Source organism: Amycolatopsis sp. NPDC005232 (assembly GCF_040607795.1).
In the GTDB taxonomy this organism is placed as follows: Bacteria; Actinomycetota; Actinomycetes; order Mycobacteriales; family Pseudonocardiaceae; genus Amycolatopsis.
In genome coordinates this window covers 199,461-218,372 of sequence record NZ_JBEXHL010000016.1, presented here as the reverse complement: position 1 = coordinate 218,372, position 18,912 = coordinate 199,461, and the positions used below count along the sequence as shown (strand labels likewise).

Annotated in this window: 18 protein-coding genes, 1 pseudogene and 1 riboswitch; of the genes and pseudogenes, 9 read left to right on the top strand and 10 right to left on the bottom strand. The window is 69.0% G+C overall.

Annotated features, from left to right (window positions below):
* Positions 1–117: 117 nt before the first annotated feature.
* Complete coding sequence (locus ABZU76_RS29265; RefSeq protein WP_354875081.1) at positions 118–1,128, bottom strand: ATP-binding cassette domain-containing protein; 1,011 nt, start codon at positions 1,126–1,128, stop codon at positions 118–120.
* 214 nt (positions 1,129–1,342) lie between these two features.
* Positions 1,343–1,433: riboswitch (SAM riboswitch) on the bottom strand.
* Between the two features lie 388 nt (positions 1,434–1,821).
* Between ABZU76_RS29265 and ABZU76_RS29260 the strand changes: the two genes are divergently transcribed.
* Entirely contained in the window at positions 1,822–2,406 is a 585-nt protein-coding gene (locus ABZU76_RS29260; RefSeq protein WP_354875080.1) for a TetR/AcrR family transcriptional regulator, read from the top strand.
* On the opposite strand, the gene rsmA is transcribed toward ABZU76_RS29260, so the two are convergent.
* From rsmA to metG, 4 genes are all read right to left on the bottom strand, one after another.
* Positions 2,397–3,236 (bottom strand): 16S rRNA (adenine(1518)-N(6)/adenine(1519)-N(6))-dimethyltransferase RsmA, encoded by an 840-nt coding sequence (rsmA, locus tag ABZU76_RS29255; protein ID WP_220244324.1) that lies wholly within the window; start codon positions 3,234–3,236, stop codon positions 2,397–2,399. The two genes, ABZU76_RS29260 and rsmA, sit on opposite strands and share 10 nt — an antisense overlap.
* Positions 3,237–3,271: 35 nt before the next feature.
* On the bottom strand, positions 3,272–4,660 hold the full coding sequence (locus ABZU76_RS29250; protein WP_354875091.1) for a transglycosylase family protein: 1,389 nt from the start codon (positions 4,658–4,660) through the stop codon (positions 3,272–3,274).
* Between the two features lie 414 nt (positions 4,661–5,074).
* Positions 5,075–5,911: a TatD family hydrolase gene (locus ABZU76_RS29245; RefSeq protein ID WP_354875079.1), complete on the bottom strand. Its 837-nt coding sequence runs from the start codon at positions 5,909–5,911 to the stop codon at positions 5,075–5,077.
* Positions 5,912–6,064: 153 nt separating this feature from the next.
* Positions 6,065–7,858, bottom strand: a complete 1,794-nt coding sequence (metG, locus tag ABZU76_RS29240; RefSeq protein ID WP_354875078.1) for a methionine--tRNA ligase — start codon at positions 7,856–7,858, stop codon at positions 6,065–6,067.
* Positions 7,859–7,919: 61 nt separating this feature from the next.
* Here metG and ABZU76_RS29235 point away from each other — a divergent pair, with 61 nt between their 5' ends.
* The 5 genes from ABZU76_RS29235 to ABZU76_RS29215 all read left to right on the top strand — a co-directional run bounded on the left by ABZU76_RS29235 (position 7,920) and on the right by ABZU76_RS29215 (position 12,353).
* Entirely contained in the window at positions 7,920–8,507 is a 588-nt protein-coding gene (locus tag ABZU76_RS29235) for a helix-turn-helix transcriptional regulator (RefSeq protein ID WP_354875077.1), read from the top strand.
* 92 nt (positions 8,508–8,599) lie between these two features.
* A complete protein-coding gene (locus ABZU76_RS29230) occupies positions 8,600–9,592 on the top strand; it encodes an ATP-binding cassette domain-containing protein (RefSeq protein ID WP_220244328.1) in 993 nt (330 codons plus the stop codon).
* Complete coding sequence (locus tag ABZU76_RS29225) at positions 9,582–10,346, top strand: ABC transporter permease (protein WP_354875076.1); 765 nt, start codon at positions 9,582–9,584, stop codon at positions 10,344–10,346. Before ABZU76_RS29230 ends, ABZU76_RS29225 begins: the two co-directional genes overlap by 11 nt.
* 96 nt (positions 10,347–10,442) lie before the next feature.
* On the top strand, positions 10,443–11,054 hold the full coding sequence (locus ABZU76_RS29220; protein WP_354875075.1) for a GH25 family lysozyme: 612 nt from the start codon (positions 10,443–10,445) through the stop codon (positions 11,052–11,054).
* A gap of 45 nt (positions 11,055–11,099) precedes the next feature.
* On the top strand, positions 11,100–12,353 hold the full coding sequence (locus ABZU76_RS29215; protein WP_354875073.1) for an aminodeoxychorismate synthase component I: 1,254 nt from the start codon (positions 11,100–11,102) through the stop codon (positions 12,351–12,353).
* A gap of 62 nt (positions 12,354–12,415) precedes the next feature.
* Here ABZU76_RS29215 and ABZU76_RS29210 read toward each other — a convergent pair whose 3' ends face one another.
* Positions 12,416–13,375, bottom strand: coding sequence for an NADPH:quinone oxidoreductase family protein (locus ABZU76_RS29210; RefSeq protein ID WP_354875071.1), 960 nt, complete (start codon positions 13,373–13,375; stop codon positions 12,416–12,418).
* Positions 13,376–13,544: 169 nt separating this feature from the next.
* Between ABZU76_RS29210 and ABZU76_RS29205 the strand changes: the two genes are divergently transcribed.
* Positions 13,545–14,015 (top strand): QsdR family transcriptional regulator, encoded by a 471-nt coding sequence (locus ABZU76_RS29205; protein ID WP_354875069.1) that lies wholly within the window; start codon positions 13,545–13,547, stop codon positions 14,013–14,015.
* A 10-nt stretch (positions 14,016–14,025) separates the two neighbouring features.
* Here ABZU76_RS29205 and ABZU76_RS29200 read toward each other — a convergent pair whose 3' ends face one another.
* Complete coding sequence (locus tag ABZU76_RS29200) at positions 14,026–14,568, bottom strand: hypothetical protein (RefSeq protein WP_354875067.1); 543 nt, start codon at positions 14,566–14,568, stop codon at positions 14,026–14,028.
* Between the two features lie 82 nt (positions 14,569–14,650).
* Entirely contained in the window at positions 14,651–15,478 is an 828-nt protein-coding gene (rsmI, locus tag ABZU76_RS29195; protein ID WP_354875065.1) for a 16S rRNA (cytidine(1402)-2'-O)-methyltransferase, read from the bottom strand.
* Positions 15,479–15,532: 54 nt separating this feature from the next.
* On the opposite strand from rsmI, the gene ABZU76_RS29190 reads away from it, so the two are divergent.
* On the top strand, positions 15,533–17,101 hold the full coding sequence (locus ABZU76_RS29190) for a phospholipid carrier-dependent glycosyltransferase (RefSeq protein ID WP_354875063.1): 1,569 nt from the start codon (positions 15,533–15,535) through the stop codon (positions 17,099–17,101).
* On the opposite strand, the gene ABZU76_RS29185 is transcribed toward ABZU76_RS29190, so the two are convergent.
* Entirely contained in the window at positions 17,052–17,843 is a 792-nt protein-coding gene (locus ABZU76_RS29185) for a helix-turn-helix transcriptional regulator (protein WP_354875061.1), read from the bottom strand. The two genes, ABZU76_RS29190 and ABZU76_RS29185, sit on opposite strands and share 50 nt — an antisense overlap.
* 55 nt (positions 17,844–17,898) lie before the next feature.
* Here ABZU76_RS29185 and ABZU76_RS29180 point away from each other — a divergent pair.
* Positions 17,899–18,470, top strand: a pseudogene (locus tag ABZU76_RS29180) (class I SAM-dependent methyltransferase).
* Here ABZU76_RS29180 and ABZU76_RS29175 read toward each other — a convergent pair.
* Positions 18,464–18,787: a hypothetical protein gene (locus tag ABZU76_RS29175; RefSeq protein WP_354875059.1), complete on the bottom strand. Its 324-nt coding sequence runs from the start codon at positions 18,785–18,787 to the stop codon at positions 18,464–18,466. The pseudogene ABZU76_RS29180 and the gene ABZU76_RS29175 sit on opposite strands and share 7 nt — an antisense overlap.
* Between the last annotated feature and the right edge of the window lie 125 nt (positions 18,788–18,912).

Here is an 18,912-nt window from a genome sequence, read left to right as displayed (position 1 = left end):
ATTTGATCTTCGCAAATCCAGTCCTACCAGGGGCCCCACGCCTCACCTCAAGACAACACGCACCCCACCAGCCCTACTGAGAAAACCTCATTGGGGCGCTCTGGTCAGGCGGGCGGGTCAGGCGGCGACGCTGTGCGGGACGCGCGCCGTCTGCGTCACGTGGGCGCCGCGGTCGGCGATCCACGCCAGCGCCGCGTCCGCCCGCTCGCCGCGGACACCGATGCGGAAGCGCGCGATCGGGGTGTCACCGATGCGCGTGAGTCCGCCGCCGATGGTGGCGACCTCCACGTCGAAGCGGCCGGCCGCCTCGGGCAGCAGGGCGCCGACGGACGCGAAGCCGATCAGCACGACATCGGCAGACCGGTCGTACTTCGCGGCCTGCGCGCGGGCGGTCTCGATCACCGGCAGCACCGCCTGCGCCGTCCAGCTGCCCGGCGAGGCGATGAGGTCGAGCACGTGACCGCGTTCGACGACCGCACCGTCTTCGAGCACCGCGACGTCGTCGCAGACGCGGCGGACGACACCGGCGTCCGGGGTGGTCAGCAGCACGGTGGTGCCCAGCTCGGCGCGCGCCCGGTCGAGCACGGCCAGCACGGCGCCGGCCTCCTCGGGGGCGATGCCGGCGGTGGGGTCGTCGGCGAGCAGCACGGCCGGGCCGGCGGCGAGCGCCCTGGCCACGGCGACGCGGCGGAGCTGGCCGGGCGTGAGGTCGGCCGGCTTCTGCGCGGCACGGGCAGTGAGGCCCACGAGGTCGAGCAGGTTGCCGACGCGGGTCTTGCGCTGCGGCCCGTCGATGCCGAGCTGCTCCAGCGGGGTGGCGATGTTGCCGGCGACGGTGCGCTCGGCGAGCAGCTCCGGCTTGGTGCCGACGACACCCAGCTGACGGCGGACCTCACGCAGCCGGCGGCCGTCGAGCGCGCCGGTGTTGAGGCCGTCGAGCCGCACGACACCGCGGTCCGGGCGCTCCTGCAGGGCGATGCAGCGGGCGAGCGTGGACTTGCCGGAGCCGGCGGGGCCCACCACGCCGAAGAGGGAACCGGCCTGCACGTCGACGCTCACATCACGCAGCGCGGCGACCGGATTTCCGTTGAGGGGAAAGGACTTGGACACGTTTTCGACAGTGATCACGAAGAGAGCTCCAGGCATGAGGCGCAGCACCGTTTCCGGGCGCGCCGGGCGTCACCGAATTACCGTCCTTTTCGGACGGTGCGCAGAATTGCGGAAGAAAGGATCAGGCGATGACTGTGGAGCGTCGACACGCACATACCGTGCGGCGACCTTCATCGACGACGCGCCGCCGGGTCAACAGGAGCGGGCGGGCTACCCTCTGCATCGGAAACAGCCTCCATCGGTCCTGGCTGTAGCACCTGCCCCATGGAGGGTGGTTGCTGCGACTTCGGCGAGCCAGGTCTCTCAGTCGCTCGGGATGGACGTTTCTGAGTAAAGCCGATCCCATTGGGTGAACGCAAGCGCGTTGGTGCAGATCACACGAGTGGTGGTGCCCGGATACCGGGACACCCGCAGCCACATCGTGGACCCCGAAAGCTCCGGCACCGAATTTCTTCCGCGCGGCGAATCCGGCACCTATTCCACTGTGGACTCTGCCGATCCCTGGTGGAGCCGCGATTCCGGGACGGGAATCGCGGGGCAGCTCGCGCGTGGGTAAATGACGGTTCGGCGAGGTAGTTCGCCACGGCGAGACACTTCGTCTTCCCGGCCGGACGTCCACTCCCGTCCACGAGCCGGATCCGGACGTCCGTCACGCCCGTTTGTGATACGTGCGTATCGGATACAGTTGTACCACTACAGCGGAGGAGGACCGTGGCGCACCGAGTCGACCACGAGCAGCGCCGGCGCGAGATCGCCACGGCGGTGTGGCGCATCGCGGCCGAACGCGGGCTCGACTCCGTGAGCATGCGCGAGGTGGCCGCCGAGGCCGGCGTGTCACTGCGGCTGGTGCAGTACTACTTCGAAACGAAGCACAACCTGCTCGTGCTGTCCCTGCGTTACCTCCATGAACGCGGCGAGCAGCGCACGCAGGCCCGCATCGCGGCACAGCTCGACCAGAGCGTGCGCGGCGTGGTCCGGACGCTGCTCACGGAGCTGCTCCCGCTGGACGCCGAGCGCGAACTGTCGCTACGCGTCCACCGCGCCTACTTCAGCCGCACCCACAGCGACCCGGCCCTGGCGAAGGTGTTCCTGCACGCCGAGACGCCGATCGAAGACCTGCTCACCAGCCTGTTGCGCCGCGTGGCGCTCCCGCCTGGCGTCCACCCGCGGCACGAGGCCAACCTGCTGGTCGCGGGCTTCACCGGCCTGGGCCTCGACGTCCTGCACGGCCGCTTCACCCCGCCCGAAGTCCTCGCAACGCTGGACTACCACCTGCGCCGGATCTTTCAGGCTTGAGCCGCGAGCCGGACGAAGTCGTGCACGTCGAGCTGCTCACCGCGCGTCTTCGGGTCGATTCCTGCCGCCACGAGGAGCTCGCCGGCGCGATCGGCCGAACCGGCCCAGCCGGCGAGGGCCGCGCGCAGCGTCTTGCGGCGTTGGGAGAACGCGGCGTCCACGACCGCGAACAGGCGTTGCCGCTCGACGCCCTCCATCGGAGTGCCGCGTTCGAAAGCCACGAGGGACGAGTCGACGTTCGGCACCGGCCAGAACACCGACCGCGGCACGGCACCGACCTTGCGCGCCGGCCCGTACCAAGCGAGCTTCACACTGGGCACGCCGTAGATGCGGCTGCCGGGACCGGCGGCCATGCGGTCGGCGACCTCCGTCTGGACCATCACCATCCCGCGCTGCAGCGAGGGCAGCTCGGCCAGCAGGTGCAGCACGACGGGGACCGCGACGTTGTACGGGAGGTTCGCGACCAGCGACACAGGTTCGGCCGGCAGATCAGCCGCGCTGATCCGCAACGCGTCGGCGCCGACCACGCTCAGCTGATCCGCGACGGAAGAAGCGCGTTCGGCGGCAGTGCGCGGAAGCCGCGCCGCCAGCTTCGGATCGATCTCGACGGCCACCACGCGCGCCCCGGCGTCGAGCAGGCCCAGCGTCAGCGACCCCAACCCTGGGCCGACCTCGAGGACGACGTCGCCCGGCTGAACTCCGGCCAGCTCGACGATGCGGCGAACCGTGTTGGGATCGTGCACAAAGTTCTGGCCGAGCTTCTTCGTCGGCCGGACGTCGAGCTCGTCCGCCAGCCCGCGGATCTCGGCAGGCCCCAGCAGTTCAACCACCGGCGAAGCCTACCGAGCCTCGGGAACCGCGGAACTCAGGCCCGCTTGCCGCAGACCGGCCAGGCGCTGTAACTGCCGCCGCGAGCGTCGCGGACCTTCTCCGCGATCGCGATCTGCTGGGCACGCGAAGCCTGGTTCGGGTAGGCCGCGTACTGGTCGCCGCCGTAGGCGTCCCAGGTCTGCTTGTCGAACTGGAGGCCGCCGTAGTAGCCGTTGCCGCTGTTGATGGCCCAGTTGCCGGTGGACTCGCACTGCGCGATGCGGTCCCACGCGGAACCGTCGCCGATCACCGGGTCGGCGGGCTTCTTCGTGCCCACCTTGAGGATCTTCGGCTTGGCCTCGAGGAGGACCTTGACCGAGACCTGCTCGCGGGAGATCTCTTCGCCGTTCTTCTTGGTGACCTTGTAGGTCACCATCTTCTGGCCCGCGGTGCCCGGGTCCTGAACGGTGGTCTTGCCCTGCTCGAGCGTCGGGTCGTCGACCTTCTGCACGTCGGGGTCGATAGTCTCCTGCTGGTTGACCATCGAGACGCCCATGCGGCTGACGTGGACTTCGGCGCCGTCCTTGAGGGAGACGTCCAGACCACCCTCGACCGCGTCGTCCGGGCCGAGGCTCATCTTGAAGTCGGAGAGGAACTCCTTGGTGGTCACCGCATTGGTGGCGACCTGGCGCGGCGCGTTGGTGCCGTCGAAGAGCGTGACGTGCTTGAGCGTCTTGACCTGCACGGTCGAGCCCTCGAGCGGCAGCTCGCCGGTGCCCGGCATCGAGGTCCAAGCGCCCTTGCCCATCATGTCGGCCATGCCGAGCTGGGTCATGGCCTCGCCGAGCGTGGTCGCGCGCACCCAGGACGGGCGGGACACACCGTCGACGACGAGGTTCAGCTGGCGGCCGCGCTCGAGCTTGATGACGCCGCCGTCGCCGACCTCGGCCTGCGGCGAGGGCGAAAGCGAGTCGTGGGCGCCGACGGAAAGCCCGGCGTCTTCCAGGACCTCGCCGACGGTGTCGCCGTAGCTGTGGACGGTGACCTCGTGGCCGTCGACGTCGACGGTCACGCTCTTGTTCATCGCCAGCGCCGCGGCACCGCCGCCGCCGACGGCGATCAGGACCGACAGCACGGCACCCTTGAGGAAACGGCGCTTCCAGACGCGGGTGGCCTCACGCAGGCCGTCCTCGACGGCGGCCTTCTTGGCCTCCGGAGAAGCGGTGCGGTCCTCGGCGAGCTCGTCCGGGAGGGCGAGCGGCGGGAGCATCGTGGTCTCGGCGTTGATCAGGCGGATCAGCTCGTCGACGTCGACGTCGATCTCGGCCATCATCGCGTCGGCGTCGGGCCCGAGGGCCGCGAGCACATCCTGTTGCGTCACATACAGCTCGTCGGAGAATTCAAGCTCTCCATAGGCGGTGTCGTCGAGCTCTCGCTCGAGCACGGCCACCGAACCGGCGGAAGAGAATAGGGTCTGCGCAGCACCACGGTTCTCGGTGCTATGGCGCGAGGCACCCTGCCTGCTACCAGTCACTGGGTCGTTCCCTTTCCCAGGACAGGACGTGTCACCACGACCTGTTCCTTCGTCGCGACGCGCCATTCGGCGCGCCTCTCAAGTCCGACACCCCCAGTCAGCGCCATCGTCACGGTCCCGAGTCGTACCAACCTCGGTGCCGCTTCCCCGACGTGCACTGACGTGACTGTGGGCGTATCAGCCAGATCCGCGTCTACGGTTCCGACCGGCACGATCACGGGACAGTAACGGAGGTCGCCGGGTTGCGCAAACACCCCCCGGAGTGTCGTGACCTGTGTCACTCGTCAGTGTGGGCTAGTGCGTTCCCCGAACGTCGCAATCCGTTCAACCCGTTGTGACACTGGGCAATTGGTAGACGCGTTCGGCAGTGGTCCGGACCGCTTGGGCCACTTCGTGGACCGCTTCGCCCCTCAGCGTCGCGAGGTGCCGGATGGTATATGCGGTGCAGTAGGGCTCGTTCGGGCGCCCACGGAACGGGTGGGGGGTCAGGAACGGCGCGTCGGTCTCGGCGAGGTACTGCCCCGTCGGCGCGAGCCGGGCGGCCTCGTGGAGCCCGCGGGCGTTCTTGAAGGTGACGGTGCCGGCGAACGAGAGCACGTAGCCCTTGTCGAGGCAGCGGCGCGCGATGTGCTCGTCGCCGGAGAAGCAGTGGAAGACGACGGTGTCCGGTGCGCCCTCTTCGTCCAGGATGCGCAGCACGTCCTCGTGGGCGTCGCGGTCGTGGATCATCAGCGTCTTGCCGAGGCGCTTGGCGAGGTCGATGTGCCAGCGGAACGCGTCCTGCTGGGCGTCGTGCGGCGAGTAGTCCCAGTAGTAGTCGAGGCCGGTCTCGCCGACGGCGACCACGCGCTCGGCCGACGCCAGACGCTCCACTTCGGACTTGTCGGCGTCCGAGAACTCCTTGGTACGCGTGGGATGGATCGCCACGGCGGCGAACACGCGCTCGTCCCACGTGGACGCGTCGACGGCCCAGCGCGCCGAGGCGAGGTCGTCGGCGACCGTGACGACGCGCGCCACGCCGGCGCGTTCGGCGCGGTCGACCATGGCCGTCACGTCGGCGGCGGTCACCGCTCCGCAGGCGTCGAGGTGGGTGTGGGCGTCGACCACGGCGGCCGGGAGGCGGTCCGGGATCGGCGGCAGTTCGCGCTTGTCTTCACCCATGCCCTGAACTTAGCCCGGACGGCGAAGGGCGCCCCGAGGGAGTCCTCGAGGCGCCCTTGACGGACCTAGCCGGCCGACCTTTTGCCAACCATGCCGCGAGATCGCTTGAGGCGATCTCGCACGCCCTGCCGGAGGCGGGGCCAAAAACACTGCTTACTTGACGATCGGAGCCCAGTCGGGGCCGTCTTCACCGAGCTTCGGGTCGAGCTTGGTGAACAGCGGCGTCGGCTTCTGCAGGGGACGACCGACCTCGATCGGCCGCGACTCCCACTTGGCCTGCTCGCCCGCGTAGTCACCGGTGAGGATCGGGTTGATCCGGCCCGGGATGTCGAGGTCCTCGACCTCCTGCAGCTCCGGCTGCGCGGCCCACACGCCCGTGCCGCCGAGCGCCTCGTGGACCTTCTGCGCCGAGTGGGGCAGGAACGGCGTGAGCAGCGTGTTCGCGTCGCTGACCACCTGCAACGCCGTGTGCAGCACGCTGTCGCGGCGCGCGGGATCGTCCTTGAGCTTCCACGGCTCCTGGTCCGACAGGTACCGGTTCGCGGCCGTGACCACGCGCATCGCCTCCGACGCCGCCGCCTTGAAGCGCGAGCGGCCCAGGTGGGCGCCGGCGACGTCGAACGCCTTGCGCGACAGCGCCTTCAGCTCCTCGTCGGCCGCCGTGGGGGCGTCCGGACGCGGGATGGCGCCGACGTTCTTGTGCGCCATCGAAATCGAGCGGTTCACGAGGTTGCCCCACTCGTTGGCCAGCTCGAAGTTGGTGCGGCGGACGAACTCGTCCCACGTGAAGTCGGTGTCCTGCGTCTCCGGGCCCGCCACGGAGATGAAGTAGCGCAGCGCGTCGGGGCCGAACTCGCGCAGGAAGTCGTGCACGTAGATGACCGTGCCGCGCGAGGTGGAGAACTTCGAGCCGCTCATGGTGAGGAACTCGCTGGACACGATCTCGTCCGGCAGGTGCAGCTTGCCGTACTTGCCCGCCTGGCCGCCGTGGTCGCCCTCGCCGTTGTGGCCGAGCAGCAGCGCCGGCCAGATCTGGGCGTGGAAGGTGATGTTGTCCTTGCCCATGAAGTAGTAGGACCGCGCGTCGGCGTTGTTCCACCACTCCTGCCACGCATCGGGGTTGCCGGTGCGCCGCGCCCACTCGACGCTGGCGGAGAAGTAGCCGATCACGGCGTCGAACCACACGTAGAAGCGCTTCATCGACTGGTCGCGCCAGCCGTCGAGCGGGATCTTCACGCCCCAGTCGAGGTCGCGCGTGATCGGGCGCGGCCGCATGTCGTCGATGAGGTTCTTGGTGAAGTTGAGGACGTTCGGGCGCCAGTCGTTCTTCGTCGACAGCCAGTCGCCGAGCGTCTTGGTGAACGCGGGCAGGTCGAGGAAGTAGTGCTCGGTCTCGACGAACTTCGGCGTCTCGCCGTTGATGCGCGAGTGCGGGTTGATGAGCTCGGCGGCGTCGAGCTGGTTGCCGCAGTTGTCGCACTGGTCGCCGCGCGCGAACTCGTAGCCGCAGATCGGGCAGGTGCCCTCGACGTAGCGGTCGGGCAGCGTGCGCCCGGTCGACGGGCTGATCGCGCCGCGAGTGGTCTTGGGGACCACGTACCCGTTGCGGTTGAGCGCGAGGAAGATCTGCTGCGTGACCTCGGCGTGGTTGCCGGTGGACGTGCGCGTGAACAGGTCGTAGGACAGACCGAGACCGCGCAGGTCCTCGTCGATCTGACGGGTGTACTTGTCGGCGGTCTGCTGCGGGGTGAGGCCCTCGTTGTCGGCCTGGACGGTGATCGGAGTGCCGTGTTCGTCGGTCCCGGACACCATGAGCACCCGGTTGCCGGCCATTCGCTGGTAGCGGGAGAAGACGTCGGACGGGACGCCGAATCCGGATACGTGGCCGATGTGGCGGGGGCCGTTGGCGTAGGGCCAGGCCACCGCTGTCAACACAGAGGTGCTCATACCTGTTTAGCCTACGGAAACCGTCCAAGGCGTTTGTGGGCGGTACGCGAAGGGAGAAGCGGTGTCGGCGACGCGTCTGCTCGTGCTCGGGGTCGTGCGCATGTTCGGCCGGGCGCACGGCTACCAGGTGCGCCGGGAGCTGCTCACGTGGTCGGCGGAGAAGTGGGCGAACGTCCAGCCGGGTTCGATCTACCACGCGCTGAAGAAGATGACGGCCGAGAACCTGCTGGAGAAGGTGGACGTCGAGCCGGGCGACTCGGGGCCCGACCGCGTCGCCTACCGGCTCACCGACGACGGCGAGCAGGAGTTCCAGCTGCTGCTGACCCGGGCGTTGTCCGATCCCGAGGTGGGTCATCCGGAGATGTCGGCGGGCATCGGGCTCATGCCCGCGCTGCCCCGCCAGCACGCGATCAGCCTGCTGCGGCAGCGGCTCGTGCACCTCGAAGGTGAGGAACGACGGGCGCGACTGATGCTCGACGATCAGGCCGACTGGGGCCAGCCGGCGCACGTCGTGGAGCTGTTCCGGCTGTGGGCTGGCATCTCGGGGGCGAGCCACACGTGGCTGGAGAACCTGATTGAGCGTCTGGAGAAGGGCGAGTACGTGATGGCCGACGACGACGAACCGTTGTTCCGCAAGCCGTCGGAGTAATCAAATTTGACTAGCGTTCGCGACTCCGGCACTGTGTGCTCGTCGATTAGTCAACTTTGACTAGTTGATCTCTGGGAGGAGAGGGGTTCTTCATGATCACGGCACGCGGCCTCGAGCGGCGGTTTCGCCGCAAGGGCCGGGGCGGGGGTGAAGTCCACGCCGTCAAGGGGGTCGACCTCGACGTGGAGGCCGGCGAGCTGGTGGGGTTCCTCGGCCCGAACGGGGCGGGCAAGACGACGACCCTGCGCATGCTCACCACGCTGCTGAAACCGTCGGCCGGGACGGCGACCGTCGGCGGGCACGACCTGCTCGCCGATCCACTGGGGGTCCGGCGCAACATCGGCTACGTCGCGCAGGGCGGGGGCGCGTCGCCGGAGGTGCGCGTCGCCGAGGAGATCGAGCTGCAGGGCCGGCTCTACGGCATGTCGAAGGCCGACGCGATCGCGCGCGGCGCGGTGCTGAGCGAGCAGCTCGACCTCGCGGGGCTGGACCAGCGGCTCACGAAGACGCTGTCCGGGGGTCAGCGCCGCCGGCTCGACATCGTGCTCGGGCTCGTGCACAACCCTGGCCTCGTGTTCCTCGACGAGCCCTCGACCGGGCTCGACCCGCAGAGCCGCGCGAACCTGTGGGACCACATCCGCCGGCTGCGCGCGGAGCACGGCGTGACGATCTTCCTGACCACGCACTACCTCGACGAGGCCGACGCTTTGGCCGACCGGCTGATCGTGATCGACGACGGCCGGATCGTCGCAGAGGGCACGCCCGATTCGCTGAAGTCCCGGGTTTCCGGCGACGGCGTGGTCATCGGCGTCGACCCTGCCGTGACGACGGAGGCCGCCGACGTCGCCCGGCAGCTGGCGGGCGCGCACGAGTTCGACGTGGCGGACGGGCTGATCCGCTTCCGCGTGCCGCGCGGCGACACGGCCATGCCGGAGCTGCTGCGCGCGCTCGACGCGAAGGGCATCGTGATGGAGTCCATGCAGGTCACGCGCCCGACACTCGACGACGTATTCCTCACTCTGACCGGCCGCACCCTGCGCGACGCCGAGCAGCCGAGTTCCCCGGAGGTGTCCGGTGTTGCTTGACACGTGGCTGATCTTCCGCCGCGACATGACCGCGGCGCTGCGCAATCCCGCGTGGCTGCTGATCGGGATCATGCAGCCGCTGCTGTACCTGTTCTTCTTCGGGCCATTGCTCGTGAAGACGCTCAACGCGCAGGGGATGTCCGACGTCGACGGCTGGATGGTGCTCACGCCCGCGCTCATCGCGCAGCTGGCGCTGTTCGGCAGCTCGTTCGTCGGGTTCTCGCTGCTGGCCGACTACCGCTCCGGCGTGGTCGAGCGGCTGCGCGTGACGCCGGTGAGCCGCGTGGCGCTGCTGCTCGGGAAGGTGCTGGCCAACGCGTTGCAGGCGGTGGTGCAGTCGGTGCTGATCATCGTGCTCGCGTACCTGGTGTTCGACCTCGACGCGCCGGTGGGCGGGGTGCTGCTGAGCCTGCTGATCGTGTTCCTGCTGGCGCTGACGCTGGCTTCATGCTCGTACGCGCTGGCGCTCACGTTGAAGAGTGAGGAGTCGTTCCCCGCGCTGCTCAACGCGGTGCTCATGCCGCTGCTCCTGCTGTCGGGGATCCTCATCCCGATCACGGCGGGGCTGGCGCCGAAGTGGCTTTACACGATTTCGCAGATCAACCCGTTCCGGCACGTCGTGGACGTGGAGCGCAACAGCTTCCGCGGCGACTACTCCATGGACGCGCTGTTCACCGGCAGCGTGGTGGTGCTCGTGATGGCCGTGCTCGCGATCTGGTGGGGCACGCGCACGTTCCAGCGGGAAAACGCCTGATCAAAGCCGGGACACGCCGGGTCTTCGGCCGCGCCGCTTTCGGGCCGGGGACGTAAGGTGGCCTCTCACCCGTAGTGGGGCTGGCAGGGGCGCAGAGTGACCGAACCGGAGTGCGAGCGTGGGCTCACCCTCACCCATCGAGAGCAAGTGCTCGACTGGGCGTCGGTGCGTGCCGCCGACGTCCGCTTCGCGTCGGTGACGATCAGCGAGAACGTGAACTGGAGCGACCCCGGCGCCGAGCGCATGCTCTCCTCGGCCCAGCACGCGGGCATCCACACGGGCGCGCGGCACTACGCGCGGCCCGGCGCCGTGCACGACCAGGCCGACCACTTCGTGCGGACGGCCAGCAAGCTGGGGGCGTTCGCGCCGGGGTCTCTCGCGCCTGCTCTTGAGGTGGACGCTGTCAGCGTCGACGACCGGTTCGTGAAGTCGTGGATCAAGCACGTGCGGCACGCCGCCCGGATCCGGCGCGTGCTCGTGTACGCCGGCCACGACTGCTGGGCCCGCCGCCTGCACCCCGACCGCTGGGCCGACCCCGACGTGGTGCTGTGGCTGGTGCGGCACAACGGCATTCCCGGCCGGCCCGGCTGGTTCCACGCGCGGCTGGGGCTGCACCAGCACGCGTTCTCGGCGCTGCCGGGCGTGGCGGGACCGGTGGCGCAGGACGCTGTGGTCTATCCGTTCACGATGTCTGACGTGCTGCTCTGATCACGGTTTCGGCTTTTTGTCGGTGTTCGTTGGCAAGATGTGCGAGTGCGCTTCTTCCGGCAGCGGTTGGCCACGGACGTGACACCTTCACGGGCCGTCGCGTTGTTGTCCGCTTTTGCCGCTTCCACTGGGCGCCCGCAGCCGGCGGCGTTGTGCGGGTCGTGGTTCGGGTCGTCGGCGGTGGTGGCTCCGTTTGTTTCGGTTTCCGCTCGGGCGTTTCCTGCCGGCTCTTTGGAGGTTGCCGCGCCGCCGGGGTGTGTCGGGGGCGGGTGGTTCGGTTACCTGTCGTACGACTCGGCTGACCCGTCGGGGCGGTCTTCGGGGGTGCCTGCTTCGGCGTGGGGGTGGGCGGATCACGTGCTGCGGTGGGATTCTTCGGGTGCGTGCTGGTTCGAGTCGCTGGCCGATGAGCCCGGGACGTCGTTGTCCACTGTGGAGTCTGCGCTTTCCGGCGCTGGCTCTTTGTCGTGGACTGCTTCGCCACTGGAGCGGCCTTCTGCCGCAACGCACGAGCAGGCCGTGAAATCGTGCGTCGCCTCTATCGAGGCCGGGGAGCTGTTTCAGGCGAACGTCTGCACGCGGTTCACGGGGACGTTCTCGGGATCTCCCGCCGCGTTGTTCTCGGAGGGAGTTTCTCGCCTGTCCCCTCGGCGCGCTGCTTTTGTCGCCGGCTCTTGGGGTTCTGTCGTTTCACTGTCACCGGAGCTGTTCCTGTCCCGGCACGACCGGCAGGTGCGTTCGACGCCGATCAAGGGCACGTTGCCGCGCCGGGGCGCCTTTGACGATGGGAACGCGGAGCTGCTGCGACAGTCGGTGAAGGACGTCGCCGAGAACGTGATGATCACCGACTTGGTGCGCAACGACCTCGGCCGGGTGTGCGCGGTCGGGAGCGTAGTGGTGCCTTCGTTGCTCAGGGTGGAGCCGGCGCCGGGGGTGTGGCACCTGGCGTCCACTGTGGAGGGTGTGCTGGCCGAGGGCGTCTCGGATCCGGCTTTGCTGGACGCGACTTTCCCGCCGGGTTCGGTGACGGGCGCCCCGAAGATCCGTGCGCTGGATGAGATCGCTTCGCTGGAACCAGTTGCGCGTGGGGTTTACACGGGCGCGGTCGGGATGTTGTCCCCGGTGGCGGGCCTGGAGCTGAACGTCGCCATCCGCACCTTCGAGATCTCCGGCTCCCGGATTTCTTTGGGCGTCGGCGGCGGCATCACGGCCGACTCGGACAGCGCGGCGGAGTGGCAGGAGTGCCTCCACAAGGCTGCGCCTCTGGAAGTTCTCCTGGCCACTCCACCTGTGGTTTAGCTCAGCGGCCGCCCTTCGCTCTGTCCATTGGGCGACGGCCCGGTCGTTCGTACCGGCGTTCGCTACTTGCGGGGGTCGAGCAGGAGCTTGCCGACCGTGCCGCGGGAGCGGAGGGCTTCGTGGGCCGCGCGGGCGTCGGCGAGGGCGTACTCGCCGCCGGCGATGGCGCGGAGCTTGCCGTCCTGGATGAGGGTGAAGAGCTCGGTCAGGGCGGTGCCGAAGACGTTGCCGGGCAGGCGGAAGACGTGCGGAAGCCACATGCCGGTGACCGTGGTGCTGTGGCCGAGCAGGTTGCGCAGCTCCACGGGCTTGGGCTGCTGGCGGCCGGCCATGCCGTAGAACGCGAGGCGGCCGAACGGGGCCAGCGCCGCGATGCTCTGGTCCGTGGTCGTGCCGCCGACCATGTCGAGGACGATGTCGACGCGCTTGCCGTTGTTGGCCTGCATGAGCGTCTCGGTCATGTTCTCGGCTCGGGAGTCGACCGCGACGTCGGCGCCGAGCTCCAGCGCCAGGTTTCGCTTCTCCTCGCTGCTGGCCGTCGCGATGACCCGCCCCGCGCCCCACACCTTTGCCAGCTGCACCGCGATCGACCCGACCCCGCCGGCCGCCGCGTGGACGACCACGGACTCGCCGGGCTGCAGGTGGGCGTTCTTACGCAGCAGGATCCACGCCGTCGCGCCCTGGACCAGCATGGACAACGCGTTGAGATCGTCGACGCCCTCGGGCACCTCGAACGCCATCGCCTCCTCGGCAACGGCCTTCTCCGCGTACCCACCCCCACCGTTGAGCAGCGCGACGACCCGCTTCCCGTCCTGCGTCCGCCCGACCACCTCGCCCCCTGGCACCAGCGGCAACTTGCTCGGCGCCAGGTACGAGTTCTCCGCCTGATGCGTATCCGCGTAGTTCACCCCGACGCGGTCCACGTCGATCAGCACCTGCCCGGCTTGGGGCGTCGGCTCCGGCAGCTCGACCGGGGTCAGGACCTCGGGACCGCCGAACTCGGTCACCTGCACAGCACGCATGGCTTCTTCTTTCGTCGTCGGGTGGTGAGACATTCTGCCAGATGTCTCATCAGTGCGACACTCCGTGGTAACGTCTTGCCCCATCGACACACCCTTCCCCTCCCGCCCGGACGCGGCTTCCGCGTTCACCCTGGCGCGCTCGTGGTTCGCCGCGGGCCGCCGCGTCGACATGCGCGAACTGGCCGTGTCTTTGGGTGTCTCCCGCGCCACCCTCCACCGCTGGGTCGGCAGTCGCGACCACCTGCTGGCGGAGATCTTGTGGGCCGAGACTTCCTTGGTGTTCAACACCGTCACCTTCACCGGCCGCGGCGGGGCTGGAGTGGCGGACGCGATCGGTTCGTTCGTCTCGACGGTCAACTCGTCGCCGGCCTTCCGCACCTTCTTGCAGCGGGAACCGGAGCGAGCGTTACGGCTTTTGACCACCAAGGCGAGCGTGGTCCAGTCTCGAACCATCGCTCAACTCCTCGACCTCCTGACAACGGAAACCTCAGCGCGCCGACTGTCTCCCCCGTTGCCCCTACCGGACCTCGCCTACGTCCTCGTCCGTCTGGGCGAATCCTTCATCTACACCGACGTGATCACCGGCGAGGAACCCGACGCGGAGAAGGCGCGGGCTGCGGTGTCCGCCCTACTCAGCTGACCGGCGCCAGTCACAATTGGCCCCTTTGCCGCCAACGCGCGAAGCCTTTGGCCAGTCGACTTTCGGGCTTCCCGTCTTCATCGACACTTCGACCAAGATCGGCTTCGGCCCGAATCACGCGGTCGACTTCGTCCTGCAGCAACGCCGTGAACGACGGCCACCCATAGGACGGCGCCTCTTCACCTTTGATGTACAGGACAACTTCCGAGCCGGCCGCGTGCGGGCCTCCGATGACGTAGAACTCGCGCTCCGAGTGCGTCCCGACCACAACGAGGTCATCGGCACGCGCGACCCGACCGCGAAGCGACGGGAACTCGTCGAGCGCTTCTCTCTTGATGCCGAGGATGTGCGGATAGAACAGATCGGTGTCCTCAAACAATAATCCACCGGCTCGACGCCCCATGAGGGACAGGAACCTCCGCCACTCCCGCGGAAGCGCGGCGACGCTCTGATCGCACCTGACCTCTTCGACCTCGGTATTCGACAGGCCGACGACGCCCGACTTCCCATACCGATCACGCAAGACGCGCGCGAGCGCATCGATGTCGGTCACCGAACCTCCCCACACGCCGAGAACGAGTCCATAACCCGCCCGCGGGCAACTGGGAACGAAGCGATCGCCCGCTCAACCGACGTCACTTCCGAGAAGCGACCACAGCGTCATAAAGGTCCTTTTTAGACACCCCAGCCCCCTCCGCCACCTCAGCCGCCACTGCCTTCAGTCGCTCCCCAGCCGCCACTCGGGCAGAAACCTCGCCCACGAGGTCCGATACCGACACCTCGGGCGCCACAGCCCCCTCAAGCACCACCGTGATCTCACCCCGGACCCCATCAGCAGCCCACTCAGCCAACTCACCCAGCGTGCCCCGTTTGACCTCTTCGTACGTCTTCGTCAGCTCACGACAAACCGCAGCCCGACGAGAAGAACCCAAAGCCGCGGCAGCGTCCGCCAACAATGACCCCACCCGGTGCGGCGACTCGAAGAACACCACCGTCCGCGGCTCCGACGCCAACGAAGCGAACCACCGAGAACGCTCCCCCGGCTTCCGCGGCGCGAAGCCCTCGAAGCAGAACCGGTCACAAGGCAAACCGGACAAAGCCAACGCCGTCGTCACCGCGGACGGGCCCGGCAGACACGTCACCGGGATATCCGCATCGACGCAAGCCGCAACCAGGCGGAAGCCCGGGTCCGACACCGAGGGCATGCCGGCGTCCGTCACGAGCAGCACCGTCTCGCCGGAGTGCAAGGCCTCCAGCAAGCGAGGCAGCCGGGCAACCTCCACGTCCTCGTAGAAGGACACCACGCGCCCGGAAGGGGTGACGCCCAAGGCCGTGGCCAGTGAGCGCAGGCGGCGAGTGTCCTCGGCGGCGATGACGTCCGCCGAGGCCAGGGCGGAGACCAGGCGCGGCGAAGCGTCACCCGGGTCGCCCAGCGGGGTGGCGGCGAGCACGAGACGTCCCATGCCCGCCAGCCTAACGACACGACCATCACACCCGGGGTCGTAGTATCAGGCCCCGTGACCGCGCTGCTGACCCGTCCCGACGACGAGAGCGTGCGGCCGGACCCGGTCGACTCGCTGCGACCGCCGACCGACCGCGAGGCCACCCTGCTGGGCCGCGGCATGCCGACCGACCGCCTGCGCGGCTGGCTCGTCACGCTGATCCTCACGGTGATCGGCGGCGTCGTGCGCCTGCAGAACCTCGGGGTTCCCACCGATCACGGCACGCCGGTGTTCGACGAGAAGCACTACGTGCCCCAGGCGGCGCAGATGCTGCGCAACGGCGGGTACGAGGACAACGCCGGCTACGAGCTCATCGTGCACCCGCCGCTGGCGAAGGACTTCATCGCGATCGGCGAGTGGCTGTTCGGCTACAACGGCTGGGGCTGGCGCATCATGCCGGCGCTCGCGGGCACGCTGATCATCCTGCTCACCATCCGCATCGCGCGGCGGCTCACGCGCTCGACGCTGCTCGGCGGCATCGCGGGCGTCCTCGTGATCAGCGACGGCGTGCTGCACCTGCAGTCGCGCATGGGGATGCTCGACATCTTCATCGCGCTGTTCGTGCTGGCGGCGTTCGCGTGTGTGCTGTGCGACCGCGACCAGGTGCGGCAACGGCTGGCTGTCGCGGTGCGTGAAGGCTGGGTCAACGAGTCGGTGTGGGGGCCGAAGCTCGGGTTCCGCTGGTGGCGCTTCGCCGCGGGCCTCATGATCGGGCTGACGTTCGGCGTGAAGTGGTCGGCGCTGTACTACATCGCGGCGTTCGGCCTGCTCACGGTATTCTTCGACGTCGCGGCGCGGCGCGCGGCGGGCGTCGAGCGGCCGTGGGTGGGGACGATCCGGCGGGACGTCGCGCCGGCGTTGTGGGCGATCGTCGCGATTCCGCTGCTGATGTATTTGGCCGCGTTCTGGGCGTGGTTCGCCAGCGAGACGGCCACCGACCGGCACTACACCGAGATCAAGGACATCGACCCCGGCCTGTTCGCCTGGGTGCCGCCCGCGTTGCGCTCGCTCGGCGACTACACGCTCAACGTCCTGCACTTCCACGAGACGCTGCTGACCCCCAAGGACAACCCGCACCCGTGGGAGTCGAAGCCGTGGACGTGGCCCATGGGCCTGCGCCCGATGCTCTACTACTACGACGGCGCCGTCACCGGCTGCGGCGAGTCGCGCTGCGTCGGCGCGACGATGCTGATCGGCACGCCCGCGATGTGGTGGCTCGCGCTGCCGATGCTCGGCTGGGGCCTGTGGCGCTGGATCTTCCGCGCCGACTGGCGCTACGCCGCCGTGCTCACGGCCTACTTCGCCGGCCTGCTGCCGTGGTTCACGAACATCGACCGGCAGATGTACTTCTTCTACGCCACGCCGATGGCGCCGTTCCTGGTGCTCGGCCTCGTGCTGGTGCTGGGCCAGATCCTCGGCGGCGCCCGGCGCGGGTTCGAGCGGCGGGGCACCGGTCTGCTCGTCGTGGCCCTCTACACGGGACTCGTGGTGGCGAACTTCGTGTGGCTGTGGCCGATCCTGAATGGGGTGCCGATCACGACCGCGCAATGGAACGCGGAGATGTGGTTGCCCTCCTGGCGATAACGGTTGTGGCGGTGAAGTAGGCGCCTGGCGGCACCCCGACGGCCCGCCGGAACGCCGCGACGAACGCGCTCGCCGTCGCGTACCCCACCCGGTGCGCGACGGTCGTCATCGGCAGGCCTTCGGCTAGCAACGGCAGCGACGCACGCAGCCGCGCCTGCGTGCGCCAGGTCCCGAACGTCATGCGGCAGTCGCGCACAAACGCGCGCGCCAGCGTCCGCTCGCTCGCCCCGACGGCGCGGCCCAGCGCGGCCAGCCCACGGCGGTCGGCGGGGTCGGCGAGCACCATCGTCTCGACGTCACGCGCCCGCGGATCCTCCGGCGACGGCACCACGATCGGCGCGACGTCCACCGGCTCCAGCACGTCGAACACCACAGCCTCGGCTCGTTCGCGGGCCTCCGGCGCGGGGTTGCCCGTGAGGTACTCCAGCAGCTCACGCAGCAGCGGTCCCACCGCGACGATCCGCGGCTGCGCCCACGTGACAGGGCAGCGCTGTGGGTCGGCGTAGACGCCGCGCAGCTCCGCGTTGGCCACGGCGCCCGTCCGGTGCGGCACGCCGGCGGGCACCCACAGCGCCCGCGTGGGCGGCAGCACCCAGTGCGCCTCGCCGATGCCGACCGCGACCACACCCTCGGCCGCCCAGACGAGCTGGTGCACCGGGTGCTCGTGCCACGGATACCACGCCCCCGCAGGCAACCGCAGCTCGCCGAGAAGCATCGCCCCGGCGTGACCGTCCCACGACATGACTTGGCAGCCTATCGCCTATCGGTCACGCGTGGCGGTTTCTACCGTTTGAGGCATGCCCATGAACCTCATCCACCGCCGCCTCTGCTCCTCCGACAGTGGGCGTCGATGATCGCCCAGGTGCTCCCGCCGTGGCTCGCGCAGTACGACCTCGGCGACGACGTTCTCGAAATCGGCCCCGGCTTCGGGGCAACGACGCGCGTCCTGCTCGACGCGGTGCCTCGGCTGACTTTGCTGGAGATCGACCTGGCGTCCGCTGGGTTGCTGCGCGCCGAGTTCGGGTCGCGCGCTTCCGTGGTCGACGGCAGCGGCGCGGACATGCCCTTCGACGCGGGGCGCTTTTCGGCCGTCGTGTGTTTCACGATGCTGCACCACGTGCCGACCGCTGACCTGCAGGATTCGATCTTTTCGGAGGCGTTTCGGGTGTTGCGTCCTGGTGGCGTGTACTGCGGGACGGACAGTCAGCTGAGCTTCCGCTTCCGGTTGTTGCACCTCGGCGACACGATGAACGTGGTCGACGCTTCGACGCTGCCTTCGCGGCTTTCTGCGGCGGGATTCGGGGAGGTGGACGTGAAGCACCGGCCGAAGGAGCGGCTGGAGTTCTCAGCGGTGAAGCCTGGTCAGTAGCTGATGCGGCGCTCCCACCACGGCCACTCCGGCGGGGCCGCCGGGTCGGGCAGGGTCTTGCGGCGGATCTCCTCGTCGAACTTCGCGATGACGGCCCGCAGAGCCTTGCGGCTTCGCGGTGGCAGTGCGCGCAGAGCTTCCTCGAGTGTCCAGCGGGTGTCGGGTTCGCAGCAGGGACATTCGAGCGTCAGGGAGGCCCCTGTCCGGTGGGCCACGCGAGCGTATTCGCGCAGGTCACGGACCGCTGTGGCGACGTGGCCAGGCCTCAGGTGGGTCGCCTCGACGCGGTGGATGTCGGCGAGAACCCAGCGCGGCAATCCGGAGATGACTGAGAACGGGCGTCCCTGGCGCGGCCGCACTGGCAGCCGAGCGCGAACGCCGGCAGGCGGTCTACGCGCCATGGCCCTTTCGAAAAGTCGTCATGGCTCGATCATCCCGCACG

Excerpts from the sequence above, each read along its gene's own strand:
- ABZU76_RS29245 (WP_354875079.1), bottom strand. The coding sequence starts at position 5,911 with ATGGGTGAAGACAAGCGCGAACTGCCGCCGATCCCGGACCGCCTCCCG.
- metG (WP_354875078.1), bottom strand. The coding sequence starts at position 7,858 with ATGAGCACCTCTGTGTTGACAGCGGTGGCCTGGCCCTACGCCAACGGC.
- ABZU76_RS29230 (WP_220244328.1), top strand. The coding sequence starts at position 8,600 with ATGATCACGGCACGCGGCCTCGAGCGGCGGTTTCGCCGCAAGGGCCGG.
- ABZU76_RS29210 (WP_354875071.1), bottom strand. The coding sequence starts at position 13,375 with ATGCGTGCTGTGCAGGTGACCGAGTTCGGCGGTCCCGAGGTCCTGACC.
- ABZU76_RS29205 (WP_354875069.1), top strand. The coding sequence starts at position 13,545 with ATGCGCGAACTGGCCGTGTCTTTGGGTGTCTCCCGCGCCACCCTCCAC.
- rsmI (WP_354875065.1), bottom strand. The coding sequence starts at position 15,478 with ATGGGACGTCTCGTGCTCGCCGCCACCCCGCTGGGCGACCCGGGTGAC.
- ABZU76_RS29185 (WP_354875061.1), bottom strand. The coding sequence starts at position 17,843 with ATGTCGTGGGACGGTCACGCCGGGGCGATGCTTCTCGGCGAGCTGCGG.